The sequence below is a fragment of the Pseudovibrio sp. W74 genome (assembly GCF_001623085.1).
Taxonomy (GTDB): Bacteria; Pseudomonadota; Alphaproteobacteria; order Rhizobiales; family Stappiaceae; genus Pseudovibrio.
Genome location: NZ_LMCJ01000017.1, coordinates 501,208 through 515,752 on the forward strand (window position 1 = coordinate 501,208; position 14,545 = coordinate 515,752).

The 14,545-nt window shown below is 52.6% G+C and carries 13 protein-coding genes; all 13 read right to left on the reverse strand.

Annotated features, from left to right (window positions below; translation table 11 throughout):
• Window positions 1-88: 88 nt before the first annotated feature.
• Window positions 89-1,756, reverse strand: coding sequence for a ribonuclease J (locus PsW74_RS13590; RefSeq protein ID WP_063289016.1), 1,668 nt, complete (start codon window positions 1,754-1,756; stop codon window positions 89-91).
• Window positions 1,757-1,993: 237 nt separating this feature from the next.
• A complete protein-coding gene (locus PsW74_RS13595; RefSeq protein ID WP_208986745.1) occupies window positions 1,994-2,734 on the reverse strand; it encodes a biotin--[acetyl-CoA-carboxylase] ligase in 741 nt (246 codons plus the stop codon).
• A 42-nt stretch (window positions 2,735-2,776) separates the two neighbouring features.
• Window positions 2,777-4,219 carry an NADH-quinone oxidoreductase subunit NuoN gene (gene nuoN, locus PsW74_RS13600; protein ID WP_057465600.1) on the reverse strand — a complete coding sequence of 481 codons (1,443 nt, stop codon included), beginning with the start codon at window positions 4,217-4,219 and terminating at the stop codon, window positions 2,777-2,779.
• A 17-nt stretch (window positions 4,220-4,236) separates the two neighbouring features.
• Window positions 4,237-5,763 carry an NADH-quinone oxidoreductase subunit M gene (locus PsW74_RS13605; RefSeq protein ID WP_057465601.1) on the reverse strand — a complete coding sequence of 509 codons (1,527 nt, stop codon included), beginning with the start codon at window positions 5,761-5,763 and terminating at the stop codon, window positions 4,237-4,239.
• A complete protein-coding gene (gene nuoL, locus PsW74_RS13610) occupies window positions 5,763-7,742 on the reverse strand; it encodes an NADH-quinone oxidoreductase subunit L (RefSeq protein WP_057465602.1) in 1,980 nt (659 codons plus the stop codon). Before nuoL ends, PsW74_RS13605 begins: the two co-directional genes overlap by 1 nt.
• 7 nt (window positions 7,743-7,749) lie before the next feature.
• The gene (gene nuoK / locus PsW74_RS13615) at window positions 7,750-8,058 is read right to left on the reverse strand and encodes an NADH-quinone oxidoreductase subunit NuoK (protein WP_057465603.1); all 309 of its coding nucleotides are present in this window, start codon (window positions 8,056-8,058) and stop codon (window positions 7,750-7,752) included.
• Window positions 8,059-8,170: 112 nt separating this feature from the next.
• Window positions 8,171-8,785 carry an NADH-quinone oxidoreductase subunit J gene (locus PsW74_RS13620; protein ID WP_057465604.1) on the reverse strand — a complete coding sequence of 205 codons (615 nt, stop codon included), beginning with the start codon at window positions 8,783-8,785 and terminating at the stop codon, window positions 8,171-8,173.
• A 76-nt stretch (window positions 8,786-8,861) separates the two neighbouring features.
• Window positions 8,862-9,350: an NADH-quinone oxidoreductase subunit NuoI gene (nuoI, locus tag PsW74_RS13625; protein WP_063289018.1), complete on the reverse strand. Its 489-nt coding sequence runs from the start codon at window positions 9,348-9,350 to the stop codon at window positions 8,862-8,864.
• 122 nt (window positions 9,351-9,472) lie between these two features.
• On the reverse strand, window positions 9,473-9,709 hold the full coding sequence (locus PsW74_RS13630) for a hypothetical protein (protein WP_057465606.1): 237 nt from the start codon (window positions 9,707-9,709) through the stop codon (window positions 9,473-9,475).
• Window positions 9,706-10,779, reverse strand: a complete 1,074-nt coding sequence (gene nuoH, locus PsW74_RS13635; protein ID WP_057465607.1) for an NADH-quinone oxidoreductase subunit NuoH — start codon at window positions 10,777-10,779, stop codon at window positions 9,706-9,708. Before nuoH ends, PsW74_RS13630 begins: the two co-directional genes overlap by 4 nt.
• A 13-nt stretch (window positions 10,780-10,792) precedes the next feature.
• Window positions 10,793-12,889, reverse strand: coding sequence for an NADH-quinone oxidoreductase subunit NuoG (nuoG, locus tag PsW74_RS13640; RefSeq protein WP_063289019.1), 2,097 nt, complete (start codon window positions 12,887-12,889; stop codon window positions 10,793-10,795).
• Window positions 12,886-13,236, reverse strand: a complete 351-nt coding sequence (locus PsW74_RS13645) for a pentapeptide repeat-containing protein (RefSeq protein WP_063289020.1) — start codon at window positions 13,234-13,236, stop codon at window positions 12,886-12,888. Before PsW74_RS13645 ends, nuoG begins: the two co-directional genes overlap by 4 nt.
• Window positions 13,237-13,241: 5 nt before the next feature.
• Window positions 13,242-14,543: an NADH-quinone oxidoreductase subunit NuoF gene (gene nuoF / locus PsW74_RS13650; RefSeq protein WP_063289021.1), complete on the reverse strand. Its 1,302-nt coding sequence runs from the start codon at window positions 14,541-14,543 to the stop codon at window positions 13,242-13,244.
• Between the last annotated feature and the right edge of the window lie 2 nt (window positions 14,544-14,545).

Sequence of the window (14,545 nt, forward strand, 5' to 3'; positions counted from 1 at the left end):
TTCACAAAGTCCATTGGATCAAAAGTCAAAGGCCGCAGATGATATGCTCATCTGCGGCCTTTGACTATCTCAAAAATGTGTCTGAGGATCAGACGCGCTGCACCAATGCCTTACAAAGAGGCTTCTTGCCCCAATGCTCTACAACTGCATAACGCCCCGCCCGTCTGGCAGCTTCACGCACCAGTTCCACATCACGGCGGCGGCTCTTTGGAATGGAAATCACAGCACCATAAACGGCATCACGAACGGCATCCTCAAACGGTGTCCCGTTTTCAGTTTCATCCGGCATCCCGAACAGAACCACATCGATATCACCAAGCAACTCGCCGCGACCATCCACAATCAGAGAGACCGTCACGCAGCCGCCATAAGAAAGCTTCCGGCGTTCCTGAACACCAGTTTCCTCAGGCGCTGCAATCAAATGGCCATCGCGAACCAGAATACCGGCAGGTGCTTCATCAATAACCTCAAGCCCACCCGGATGCAGGCGCACCATGTCGCCATCACGGATGATCTTAACGTCCTTCACGCCTTTGCTGATCGCAAAGTCCTTATGACACTGCAGGTGCAGCGGCTCACCGTGAACCGGTAGAACTTTCTTCGGGCGCACAAGATTGTAAACCTGATCCAGCTCACCACGACGCGGATGCCCAGACACGTGCACCAGCGCATCACGATCTGTCACCACCTTCAACCCTTCGTGGGTCAGCTGGTTGATGATATTGGAAACAGCCTTTTCATTGCCCGGAATAGTCCGACTGGAGAAGATAACCATATCACCAGCAGACAGCGCGACCTGACGGTGTTGATCACCTGCAATACGGGCCATCGCAGCGCGCGCTTCGCCTTGCGAACCAGTGCAAAGAGCGACAACCTTATTACGTGGCAAAGATCCATAGGTCTCTTCATCACGGAATGGCGCCAGTCCATCAAGATAGCCCAGATCACGCGCGATCTCGACAGTGCGCTGCATGCTCCGGCCAATCACAACAATCTCACGCTCTGCCGCCATTGCCGCTTCAGCAACCGCCCGCATACGCGCAACGTTGGAGGCAAACGTGGTCACAGCAACGCGGTTCGGTGCCTTTTTGATAATCCGTGTCAGCTCTTCCTTCACATCCGCTTCACTCGGGCTGACCCCGTCACGGACTGCATTGGTGCTGTCACAGACAAAGACATCAACGCCTTCATCTCCCAGTTCACGCAAACGCTGAAGGTCGATCGCTTTACCAATGCCCGGTGTCAGATCGATCTTCCAGTCACCGGAATGCAACACCAGCTGACCGCCAACACGAATAGCCAGAGCACACGGCTCCGGGATCGAGTGGGTCATGGTCACCATCTCAATATCAAAGATACCGGCTTTGAAACGATCTCCCTGATTAACAACAGTCACCGGAATTTCATAATCCGCACCATCGCCAATCAGCTTGGCTTCCAGAAGGCGAGCAGTGAACTCGGTCGCGTAGACCGGTAATTCGAGCCGCTTCCAGAGGTAGGACAATGCGCCGTAATGATCTTCGTGAGCATGCGTGATGACGATGCCATCAATGCGAGAACGCTCTTCTTCCAGAAAACGAATATCTGGCAGAACAAGATCCACACCCGGCAATTCCGGTCCGGCAAATGAGACACCAAAATCAACAATCAGCCAGCGACGGTCGTCCTCAGGTCCATATCCATAAAGACCAAGGTTCATTCCAATTTCGCCAACACCGCCCAAAGGCAGGAATACGAGCTCTTGAGTGCTCGACATCTAAGACTCCTTCAAAGCATATTCTCAATAAATGGTTCCGGTTCCCGGAATGAGAATACGCGTATAATCTCTAGAGCGTGTTCCGTTTGATTGGGACCAATCAAGCAACAGGAATTCGCTCAAACAAAAGAACTAAGAGCGAGATGCGTGAATGCTAATGAACGCAACTTGCTCTATGTCCTGACAGACGTGTGGCCTTAGTATTCAAAAAGCCAGCAGAACACGCTTTGCACGTCTTCAGGAAAAGAAAACATCTCCGGCTGTCACCAGCCGCTCGCCACCATGATCCATCTTGACGATCAGGCGGCCCATTTGGTCGATGTCCATAAAGACACCGGAAAACTCTTCATTGCTCAGGCGGACACGGATCGGTTTCCCGCGCCCCACGGCGCGTCGCAGCCATGCAGATCTGATCTCTTCAAACCCACTGGCAGCTTTCCACGTTTCCAGCCATCGTGCAAAACTTTGCGCAAGAGCGTCAAAGACCTGTTGCGGCTCACACATGTATCCCATGCTGCGTAAATCTGTAACAGCATAATCACCCAGATCCGGGTGATGAGACACGTTGACGCCAAAACCGCACACAAGGCACAGCTCACCATTAGGCCCACTTTCGCTCTCAAGCAATATGCCAGAGACTTTTTGTCCGTCGATGAGCACATCATTCGGCCACTTCAGTTGCACCAGATTATGCGCACCAGTTGCCCGTTCAATAGCCTCTCCAAGAGCAAGAGCAGCTACAAAGGGCAGCTGAACGATCTTCTCGTTCTGTACACCCACCCGCAGCAACACTGAGGCAAACAGATTGCCGGGCTCCGAAGTCCACGCCCGTCCACGACGTCCGCGCCCGCTCAGTTGAATATCGGAGCGGACCCACAGATTACCCGGATGCCCTTCCCGTGCCTTGTGCAGGCCGTGAGTATTGGTGGACCCGATCTGGTCGTAATACTCAAAACAAAAGCCCGGTGCAGATCGCACCGGGCCTTCGTCTTGTAATTGTCCAAGGTTCATCATAGGAAACTAGAACAAAACGCCAGCCGCATTGGCAGCCGCATTCATAATTGGTTCCGGCATGATGAAGAACAGTCCGACAACTGCGCTGGAAAGACCAAGCACAATTTTCATTTCACCAGACATTGGCAGGAACTCGCCAGTCGCATCATCAAAGAACATGACCTTGATCACACGCAGGTAATAGTAAGCAGCCACAACGCTGGTCACCAGACCAATCACGACCAATGGAGCAAGACCTGCATCCATCGCAGCGATGAACACGTAGAACTTACCAAAGAAGCCGATGAGTGGTGGCAGACCGGTCAGGGAGAACATGATCACTGCAAGCAACACTGCCATTGGCAGGTTGGTCTTGGAAAGACCTGCAAGATCGGAGATCTCTTCAACCATACCTTCCTTGCGGCGCATGGAAAGGATGCAAGCAAACGCACCCAGTGTCATCGCAAGGTAAGCAGTCATGAACACGATCAGACCGTGGACACCAGCTTCAGTACCAGCTGCCAGACCAACCAGAGCGTAACCCATGTTACCAATGGAAGAGTATGCCATCAGACGTTTGATGTTCTTCTGACCAATCGCAGCAAAGGCACCAAGACCCATGGACGCGATAGCGATGAACACAACGATCTGCTGCCAGTCCGTGGTCACATTGCCCAAAGGCTCAACCAGCACACGGATCAGCATACCGAACGCAGCAATTTTAGGCGCTGCTGCAAAGAACGCAGTAACTGGTGTTGGTGCACCCTCATAAACGTCCGGGGTCCACATATGGAATGGAACCGCAGAGATCTTGAAGGCAATACCTGCCAGCATGAACACGATACCGAACACCAGACCAAGGGATGCACGATCGTCTGTCAGAGCCGCCGCGATGCCAGTAAAGTCAGTGTGGCCGGTAAAGCCGTAGATGAAGGACATACCGTAAAGCAGCATACCGGAAGACAACGCACCAAGGACGAAGTACTTCAGGCCAGCCTCAGTAGAACGAACAGAGTCACGGTTAATCGCAGCAACCACGTAAAGAGCCAGAGACTGCAGCTCAACACCCAGATACATGGAGATCAGATCGTTGGCTGAAAGCATCAGCATCATACCAACGGTCGCGATCACGATGAGGATCGGGTATTCAAAGCGGTCAAAGTTCTGAGAACGTGCGTAAGCAACGGACATCGCAATCGCAAAGCCGGACCCGATCAGCACCAGTATTTTCATATACTGGGAGAACGCGTCCTGTACGAATGCGCCGTCAAATGTTGTGCCGTAATGCGGGCTCACCAGCAGGATCAGACCCGCAACAGTGAGCAACGCAACACAGATACCCGTTACCAGCGGAGTGGATTTCTCTCCACCAAAAGCTCCAACCATCAGCAGGACCATTGCGCCGAGAACCAGAAGGATCTCGGGCAATACCGGCATTAGATCAGGAATAGCTAGAAGCTCAGCATTCATGAGTGCACGGTCCCCTGTTAATGGCTAGACACTGCAGCGGCTGCATGGGCAAGACCCCCTGCATCAAGCGCGGCATTGTAGTTTTCGATAAGGGCACCAACGGACGCGGACGTCACATCCAGCACTGCTGCTGGGTAGAACCCGAAGAAGATAGTCAAAATGATCAGCGGAGCGAGGATCAGCTTCTCACGGCCTGTCAGGTCCAGCATGGACTTGAGGCTTTCCTTCTCCAACGCACCAAACACGACGCGGCGGTAAAGGAACAAAGCGTAAGCAGCAGACAGGATCACACCAGTCGCAGCAAAGAACGCCACCCAGGTGTTCACCTGGAACACACCAATCATAGTCAGGAATTCACCCACGAAGCCGGCTGTACCTGGCAAACCAACGTTTGCCATGGTGAAGATCATGAACGCCACCGCATAACGAGGCATGTTGTTCACGAGGCCACCATAAGCGGTAATCTGACGGGTATGCATCCGGTCATAAATCACACCAACACACAGGAACAGTGCGCCAGAGATCAGACCGTGAGCCAGCATCATGAAGATCGCGCCTTCAATACCCTGCGCGTTGGCAGAGAAGATACCCATGGTCACGAAGCCCATATGAGCAACGGATGAGTAGGCAATCAGCTTCTTGATGTCTTCCTGCGCCAGCGCCACCAGTGAGGTGTAGATGATCGCAACGACAGACAGTGTGAAGATGAACGGTGCGAACATATCACTGGCGATTGGGAACATTGGTAGTGAGAACCGAAGGAACCCATAACCACCCATCTTCAGCAGGATCGCAGCCAGAACAACAGAACCAGCCGTCGGCGCTTCCACGTGAGCATCTGGCAACCAGGTGTGAACAGGCCACATTGGCATCTTCACTGCAAAGCTTGCGAAGAAGGCCAGCCACAACCACGTCTGCATCGCAGCCGGGAATTCGCTCTCATTAAGCAGAGTTGGAATATCCAGCGTACCAGCCTGCCAGTACATGGCCATGATAGCCGCCAGCATCAGCACGGAGCCGAGCAAGGTGTACAGGAAGAACTTGTAGCTTGCATAAACGCGGCGCGGACCACCCCAAACACCGATGATCAGGAACATCGGAATAAGGCCAGCTTCAAAGAACACGTAGAACAGAACCAGATCCAGCGAACAGAACACACCGATCATCAGTGTTTCCAGTACGAGGAAAGCGATCATGTATTCCTTGACGCGGGTCTGAATGCTTTCCCAGCTCGCCAGAATACACAGCGGCATAAGGAAAGTAGTCAGGATCACGAACAGCATGGAAATGCCGTCAACGCCCATGTGGTAGGTGAAGGTGTCACCAAACCAGTTGTGCTTCTCCACCATCTGGAAGCCAGGGTTCTCATTGGTGAACCCGCCCCAGATGAACAAGGAGACGATAAATGTGAAACTCGTCGTAATCAGCGCAACACGCCGAATATTCGTTTTCGCATCTGGGTCATCTCCCCGCACCAGCAGGATGAAGAACACACCGACCAGTGGGAGAAATGTTGTGATGGAAAGGATGGACCAGTCGTTCATTAATGAACTCCCCCACCGGAGAACATGGCCAGGGTCACGAAGAAGGCAACCCCGATCAACATGGCGAATGCGTAGTGATAGATGTAGCCAGACTGCAGGCGAACAACCCAACCGGTAACCTGCTGAACGCGTGAAGCAACACCGTCAGGACCAAGTCCGTCAATCACAGTGCCGTCACCGCGCTTCCACAGGAAGCGGCCAAGAGCCAGGGAAGGTTTTACGAACAGGAAGTCATAAAGCTCATCGAAGTACCACTTGTTCAGGAGGAACAGGTACAGAGGCTTATGACGCTCTGCCAGAGCCTTCGGCATGTCTGGTTTAGCGATGTAGAAGAGGTAAGCGATGATGAAACCGCCAGCCATTGCGAGCCATGGGGAAAGCTTCACGAGCCAATGGACGTGATGCATTTCTTCAATGACTGCGAGCTCACTGTTCGTACCGCCAAAGACATTCTTCCAGAAGCTGAGATAGTCAGCACCAATAAAGGCATCCTTGAACACCATACCGGCAAAAGCAGCACCAAGTGCAAGCAACAGCAGCGGTACAAGCATAACCCATGGGCTCTCATGGATGTGTTTCATCACATCAACAGAAGCTCGAGTCTTGCCGTGGAAGGTCATGAACACCAAACGCCAGCTGTAGAAACTGGTCAGCGCAGCTGCAAGCACCGTTGCCCAGAAGGCATAGGACGCAAACATGTTGTGACCAACATAAGCAGCTTCAATGATCGCATCTTTGGAGATGAAGCCAGCTGTACCGATGTAGGTAAACGGAATACCGAAACCAGTCAGTGCCAGCGTACCAATCATCATGGTCCAGTAGGTCCATGGAATGTGCTTACGCAGACCACCCATTTTACGCATGTCCTGCTCGTCAGACACAGAGTGAATAACGGAGCCAGCGCATAAGAACAGCAGCGCTTTAAAGAACGCGTGTGTGAACAGGTGGAAGATACCAACACCGAATGCACCAACACCCAGCGCCACGAACATGTACCCCAACTGAGAACAGGTGGAATAGGCAATCACGCGCTTGATATCGTTCTGCACACAGCCAATGGTCGCTGCAAAGAAGGCAGTCGTCGCACCAAAGAAGGTCACAACAGTCAGGGCCGTTGGCGCAAGTTCAAAGATTGGCGCAAGACGCGCAACCATGAACACACCAGCCGTCACCATGGTCGCAGCGTGGATTAGCGCGGAAACAGGCGTTGGGCCTTCCATCGCATCCGGCAACCAGGTGTGAAGCAGGAACTGAGCTGATTTACCCATGGCACCCATGAAGAGCAGCAGACAGACAACTGTCAGCGCCGCTTCAGGCATCAACTCATAACCAAGGAAGTTCAGGACTGGCTCTTTATTCTCAAGAAGAGAAGGACCGCTGCTGAAAATCGTTGCGAAGTCGATGGAACCGTACAGGTAGAAAACACCGAAGATACCCAGAGCGAAACCAAAATCACCCACACGGTTGACGATGAATGCTTTCATCGCAGCCGCATTGGCAGAAGGTTTCTTGTACCAGAACCCGATCAACAGATAGGATGCCAGACCAACGCCTTCCCAACCAAAGAACATTTGCAGCAAGTCATCAGAGGTGACCAGTGCCAACATTGAGAAGGTAAAGAAGGAAAGGTATGCAAAGAACCGCGGACGATGCGGATCGTGGTGCATGTACCCGATAGAGTAAATGTGAACCAGACAGGAAACGGAGTTCACAACCACCAGCATCACTGCGGTGAGTGTATCAACACGAATTGTCCAGTTAACCGATAGATCCCCAGAGGTGATCCAGCGGAAAATTGTCACAATCTGCGTGCTCTCCGACCCAAGGCCGTATTGAAAAAACACCACCCATGACAAAAGGGCTGCGACAATCATGAAGCCGCTGGTGATGTACTCGCTGGCTTTGACCCCAAGCCGATTGCCGAACATTCCGACAATCAGGAAGCCAAGCAACGGCAGAAAAACGATTGCTGAAAACATCCGCCCCTCAGCCTTTCATCATATTGATGTCTTCCACGGCAATAGAGCCGCGGTTACGGAAGTAAACAACCAGAATAGCAAGACCAATGGCCGCCTCTGCTGCTGCAACGGTAAGGACCAGGAGCGCAAAGATCTGACCAACCATGTCCTGCATGAAGTAGGAAAATGCCACCAGGTTGATATTAACTGCGAGCAATAAGAGCTCGATAGACATCAGGATCACGATGACGTTCTTTCGGTTGAGAAAGATGCCAAAGATCCCGATGGTGAATAGGATCGCTGCGACCCCGAGATAGTGCGCTATGCCAATTTCCATGGGCGCCTCTCAGTGCTCCCCGTGTTCTATTCAAATTCCGGAGAAGGAACCTTCAGGAGGAAGGCCTTTTCTCCGGCACGAATTAGTGATGAAGACCCGTTACAAACGCGTCTTACAACCCCTTGCCTCTTTCAACTTTGACCACTTCGATCGAAGTTTCAGGACGACGGGCAACCTGCTCAGAGATGTTCTGACGGCGTACGCCCGGCTTATGGCGGAGGGTCAATACAATCGCACCGATCATTGCAACCAGCAGCACCAGACCAGAAACCTGGAACCAGTAAATGTAGCGGGTGTAAAGCAATTCACCGATAGCGGCGATATTTTGTGTCTGCTCAACAGGAGGTGTCGGGGCGGACCCTTCACCTAACATGCCAGGAGCGATGTACCAGCCACTGGCAACCATCAAAAGTTCAGCCAGCAGAATTGCACCAATCAGCGCGCCGATTGGCAAATACTGCAAGAACCCCTGACGCATTTCGGCAAAGTCAACATCCAGCATCATGACCACGAACAGGAACAGCACCATGACCGCACCCACGTAGACAACAACCAGAAGCATCGCCAGATACTCGGCACCAATCAGTACAAACAACCCGGCTGCATTAAAGAAGCACAGGATGAGGAACAGCACTGAGTGAACCGGATTGCGAGAAGCAATCACCATGAAGGCAGAGGCCACCGCAAGTGCGGCAAACAGATAGAAAAACAGGGCCTGCAAAACCATTTTTAGGTTGCCTTTGTCCTATTGTCTCGCCCGGTCAGTGCAAAGCCCCAACCGGACACAATCCACTCCCGTTACCTTAACGGTACGGAGCATCCAATTCGATATTGTGAGCGATCTCACGCTCCCAACGCTCCCCATTCGCAAGCAGCTTGTCCTTGTCGTAGAACAGCTCTTCCCGCGTCTCGGTCGCAAATTCAAAGTTCGGGCCTTCCACGATCGCATCCACCGGACACGCTTCCTGACAGAACCCGCAGTAAATGCACTTGGTCATGTCAATGTCGTAGCGAGTGGTACGGCGTGTCCCGTCATTACGACGAGGTCCAGCTTCAATCGTAATGGCCTGCGCAGGGCAGATCGCTTCACACAGCTTACAAGCAATGCAGCGCTCTTCTCCATTCGGATACCGGCGCAAGGCGTGTTCACCGCGAAAACGCGGGCTTACAGCACCCTTCTCAAAGGGATAGTTAATCGTCGGCTTTGGCTTGAAGAAATAACGCATGGCAAGAAAAAACGCCGATACGAACTCCTTCAAAAGCAACGACTTTGCGGCCTGTCCCAGTCCCATAGCCTTTACAGCCCTTTCTTGATCGAACATGCCACCGGCATGAAAGATCGATTACAATCCAAGAGAACCTATGAGCACTTCCAAGAAGTCATACTAGGTTCTCGTTACCCTTTCCTCTCGAATTAAGGAGCAATGCTAGCTCCGGCGAGATATCCGATAATCGGAATCCCGATTATCGTCAGGGTAAAAATGACTTTGCGGATCGTCGGTTCCGCCAGCTCAACCCAACCTTTTTCAGCTGGGTTGCGCTCTTTTCCTTTGTTGATGGCTGCCTCCATAAATCCAAGAAGGAGACGGTAGTTCAGCCATCCAAGGTAAATTCCCATGACACCGCCGATTAACCCGGCGATGGAAATCATGCTCCGAACCCACCCACTGGTGGGGTCCAGCCCATGAACATCAGCACGAAGGCCACGATGAACACCATTGCCAGTGACAGCGGCAGGAAGACTTTCCAACCCAGACGCATCAGCTGGTCATAGCGATACCGCGGGACCATTGCTTTGGCCATGGAGATGAAGAAGAACACCAACAGACACTTGAGCAGGAACCAGACGATACCAGGCACCCATGTGAATGGTGCGATATCCAGTGGAGGCAACCAGCCACCCATGAACAGGATGGTCATCAGACCACACATCAAGGAGATCGCCACATACTCACCCAACATGAACATCATGTAAGGGGTAGAGCCATACTCAACCATGAAGCCTGCAACCAGTTCAGATTCCGCCTCTGCCAGATCGAATGGCGGACGGTTTGTTTCAGCAAGTGCGGAAACAAAGAACACCACGAACATCGGGAACAGCGGCAACCAGTACCAGTTCAAGATAGACAACCATGGAACGCCCAGCACGTGAGCAAGCCCGCGAGCCTGTTGCGCATAAACGATCTCGGTCAGGTTCAACGAACCAACGCAAAGCAGAACAGTCACGATCACGAAGCCGATAGACACTTCGTAAGAAACCATCTGAGCTGCGGAACGCAGAGCTGACAGGAACGGGTATTTGGAGTTGGAAGCCCAACCACCGATGATCACGCCGTAAACTCCAAGGGAGCTGATCGCGAACACATACAAAATACCCACGTTGATGTTTGCAATCACCCAGCCATCCGCAACAGGCATAACCACCCATGCAGCGAGAGAGAGAACCACTGTAATCAGCGGCGCAAACAAAAACAGGAACTTATCAGATCCCGATGGGATCACTGGCTCTTTCAAAACGAATTTCAAAAGATCCGCAAAACTCTGCAGCAAGCCCCAGGGGCCAACAACGTTAGGACCACGACGGATCTGGACAGCAGCCCAGATCTTACGGTCAGCGTATAGAATGTAAGCAACGATCAGCAGCAGCACGACCATCAACAACACGCTCTGGAAGAGCATGATGATCAGCGGCCAGCCATAATCCCAGAAAAAAGCTTCCATGCTCACCGTCCCCTTATTCCGCCGCCTCAGCTCGGCGCTGCATGGCAAGTGCGGAACACTCGGCCATCACCGCTGAAGCTCGGGCAATCGGGTTGGTTAGATAAAAATCATTGAATGCCTGTGCGAAACCGGCACCATTCATGTCACCACCGCGTGCGGTAAGCTTGGAAACATCCGAAGCAACACCGGTCGCGATGCAATTTACATTCGCCATATGAGGAACGGCCTCAACAACAGCACCGCGCAACTGCGCAAAGCTGTTGAAGGAAAGCGGCTTACCAAGTGCACCGGAAAGCGCACGAATGATCGCCCAGTCCTCACGTGCATCACCAGGAGGGAATGCAGCGCGATTTGCCAGCTGTACACGGCCTTCCAGGTTCACAAAGGTCCCTGGTTTTTCGGTGTAAGCAGCGCCTGGCAGAATAACGTCAGCGCGGTGTGCACCACGGTCACCGTGGGTACCGATGTAAACAACAAACGCATCACCAAAGGAAGACATGTCCAGTTCATCTGCGCCAAGCAGGAACACAACATCAAGGTCGCCTTTGGCAGCTGCGTCTTGAATACCGCCAGTATCCAGACCGCCCTCACCCGGAACAAGTCCGATATCCAAACCACCAACGCGGCTGGCAGCAGTGTGCAGAACGTTAAAGCCGTTCCACTCATCGCTCACAGCACCAACGCTTTCAGCAAGCTTGGCAGCAGCAGCCAGCACAGCTGCACCGTCTTCACGGGCAATCGCGCCTTCACCAACGATAATCATTGGATTCTTCGCGTTCTTCAGGACCTCTGCAAATGCATTCTTGCCAGAAGCAAGATCCGCCAGAGTGTCCGGACCAGCACCGAGGTAATCCACATCATAAGTCAGGTCTGCAGGCTGGCCAATCAGACCAACTTTTGCACCGCCATGACGCCACACCTTACGGATGCGAGCATTGAGAACAGGCGCTTCAACACGTGGATTAGCACCCACGAGAAGGATTACGTCAGCATCTTCAATGCCTTCTACGGAAGAGTTAAACAGATAGGTTGTCCGGCCAAGCGATGGATCAAGCTGTGCACCATCTTGACGGCAATCCATGTTGGCGGAACCAACACTCTCCATCAAAGCCTTCAGAGCAAACATCTCTTCAACAGTTGCAAGGTCACCAGCGATCGCAGCAGTTTTAGAACCACCAGCCGCTTTCACCTTGGCCGCAACCGCGTTCAGAGCGTCAGTCCAGCTCGCAGGAGCCAGCTTGCCCTCCTGCTTCACATACGGGCGATCCAGACGCTGTGTCTTCAGACCATCCCAGATGAAGCGGGTTTTATCGGAGATCCATTCCTCGTTCACCTCTTCATTGAGGCGAGGCATGATGCGCATGACTTCTTTACCGCGTGTATCCACACGGATTGCAGAGCCAAGAGCGTCCATCACATCGACGCTTTCTGTCTTCACCAGTTCCCATGGACGAGCATTGAACTCGTATGGACGGGAAGTCAGAGCACCAACCGGGCAAAGGTCAATCACATTGCCCTGCAGCTCGGAAGAAAGCGCTTCTTCAAGATAAGTGGTAATCTCGGCATCTTCACCGCGACCAATCAGGCCCAGTTCGGAAACACCGGCAACCTCGGTCGTAAAGCGAACACAGCGCGTGCAGTGAATGCAGCGTGTCATGATCGTCTTAACAAGCGGACCGACATATTTATTTTCAACTGCGCGCTTGTTTTCCGCATAACGGGAACTATCTACACCGTAAGCCATGGCCTGATCCTGAAGATCACACTCACCGCCTTGGTCACAGATAGGGCAGTCCAGCGGGTGGTTGATCAGGAGAAACTCCATCACACCTTCACGCGCCTTTTTCACCATAGGAGATTTTGTAAAAATCTCTGGTGGCTGGCCTTCTGGTCCCGGACGCAGATCGCGCACACCCATTGCACAAGAGGCAACCGGCTTTGGCGGTCCGCCTTTTACTTCTACAAGGCACATGCGGCAGTTGCCGGCTACTGAAAGCCGGTCATGAAAACAGAACCGAGGAATTTCCGCGCCGGCCTCTTCACAGGCCTGCATAACGGTATATTCCGCAGGAACTTCAATTTCTTTGCCGTCGACGACAAGCTTGGTCATGCGTTGGCATCCTCACCCTTAGCTTCTTTAGCCCGATAAGCTTTAAGAAGCTCAGTCACTTCAATTCCATCGATGGTCATGCCCTCAAGCCGGCAGCTTTTGAGTTTAGCGCCAGCCAGATTGGCATTTTCAAGGATCAGCCCAGAAAGATTGACTTTCTCGACTGACCAACCAGAAAGGTTTGCATCAAGGATAGACCAGCCTGAGAGATTAACGTCGTTGATGCGGCCACCGGACAGATTCACATTCGTGAAAGAGCAACCAGACAGATTGCAATCCACAAACAAAGAACCGGAAAGGTCGCTTTCGTTCACATTCAGACGTTTTTTCTCATTGCTGATCTTCATATCCCCTACTCCGCTGCAATCTTGTCGGTCGGTGTGCGCTGCGTAGCAACGTATTGATCGATCCGATCTTCAATCACAGGGCGGAAGTTTTTGATCAAACCCTGAATAGGCCATGCAGCCGCATCACCAAGCGCGCAGATCGTATGACCTTCCACCTGCTTGGTTACTTTGAACAGCATGTCGATTTCTTCATAAGAGCTCTCGCCCTTGACCATCCGCTCCATCACGCGCCACATCCAGCCCGTACCTTCACGGCACGGCGTACACTGACCGCAGCTCTCATGTTTGTAGAAGTAGGACAGACGGGCAATCGCTTTGATGATGTCCGTGGAGTTGTCCATCACGATCACAGCAGCAGTACCCAAGGAAGAGCCAACTTCGCGCAGACCGTCAAAGTCCATCTTGGCGTCGCGGATCTCTTCGCCCTTCACACAAGGAACAGAGGAACCACCCGGAATAACCGCCAGCAGATTGTCCCAGCCGCCGCGGATACCACCGCAGTGCTTTTCAATCAGCTCTTTGAACGGAATACCCATGGATTCTTCAACGGTACAAGGCTTATTCACGTGTCCGGAAACACAGAACAGCTTTGTGCCAGCGTTGTTTTCGCGGCCAATACCGGAGAACCATGCACCACCACGACGCAAGATGGTCGGGGCAACAGCAATAGATTCCACATTGTTCACTGTGGTTGGGCAGCCATAGATACCCATGTTCGCAGGGAATGGAGGCTTCAGACGCGGCTGACCTTTTTTACCTTCAAGACTTTCCAGCAGTGCAGTTTCTTCACCGCAGATGTAAGCCCCTGCACCGTGGTGCACGTAGATATCAAAGTCGTAGCCGTTCTTGTTGTTCTTGCCGATCAGGCCAGCATCATAAGCCTGATCAATCGCAGCCTGCAGACGCTCACGTTCACGAATGAACTCGCCGCGCACGTAAATGTACGCTGCAATAGCACCCATCGCGAAACCAGCAAGCAAGCAGCCCTCAACCAGATGGTGAGGATCATGACGCATGATTTCACGGTCTTTACAGGTGCCCGGCTCGGACTCATCTGCATTGACCACGAGATAGGCTGGACGACCATCGCTTTCCTTCGGCATGAAGGACCACTTCAGGCCAGTCGGAAAGCCCGCACCACCACGACCACGAAGACCGGAAGTCTTCATTTCGTCGATGATCCAGCTGCGACCTTTGTCAATAATGTCTTTGGTACCAGACCATGATCCACGCTGACGAGCTCCTTCGAGCCCCCAGTCATGCAGACCATAGATATTGGTGAAGATACGATCGGAATCGTTCAGCATCG

What these genes read in the sequence shown, in the direction of transcription:
- nuoF (WP_063289021.1), bottom strand. Translation starts at nt 14,543, where the DNA reads ATGCTGAACGATTCCGATCGTATCTTCACCAATATCTATGGTCTGCAT.
- nuoL (WP_057465602.1), bottom strand. Translation starts at nt 7,742, where the DNA reads ATGTTTTCAGCAATCGTTTTTCTGCCGTTGCTTGGCTTCCTGATTGTC.
- nuoG (WP_063289019.1), bottom strand. Translation starts at nt 12,889, where the DNA reads ATGACCAAGCTTGTCGTCGACGGCAAAGAAATTGAAGTTCCTGCGGAA.
- PsW74_RS13590 (WP_063289016.1), bottom strand. Translation starts at nt 1,756, where the DNA reads ATGTCGAGCACTCAAGAGCTCGTATTCCTGCCTTTGGGCGGTGTTGGC.
- nuoN (WP_057465600.1), bottom strand. Translation starts at nt 4,219, where the DNA reads ATGAATGCTGAGCTTCTAGCTATTCCTGATCTAATGCCGGTATTGCCC.
- nuoK (WP_057465603.1), bottom strand. Translation starts at nt 8,058, where the DNA reads ATGGAAATTGGCATAGCGCACTATCTCGGGGTCGCAGCGATCCTATTC.
- PsW74_RS13630 (WP_057465606.1), bottom strand. Translation starts at nt 9,709, where the DNA reads ATGATTTCCATCGCCGGGTTAATCGGCGGTGTCATGGGAATTTACCTT.
- PsW74_RS13645 (WP_063289020.1), bottom strand. Translation starts at nt 13,236, where the DNA reads ATGAAGATCAGCAATGAGAAAAAACGTCTGAATGTGAACGAAAGCGAC.
- nuoI (WP_063289018.1), bottom strand. Translation starts at nt 9,350, where the DNA reads ATGGGACTGGGACAGGCCGCAAAGTCGTTGCTTTTGAAGGAGTTCGTA.
- PsW74_RS13620 (WP_057465604.1), bottom strand. Translation starts at nt 8,785, where the DNA reads ATGGTTTTGCAGGCCCTGTTTTTCTATCTGTTTGCCGCACTTGCGGTG.
- PsW74_RS13605 (WP_057465601.1), bottom strand. Translation starts at nt 5,763, where the DNA reads ATGAACGACTGGTCCATCCTTTCCATCACAACATTTCTCCCACTGGTC.
- nuoH (WP_057465607.1), bottom strand. Translation starts at nt 10,779, where the DNA reads ATGGAAGCTTTTTTCTGGGATTATGGCTGGCCGCTGATCATCATGCTC.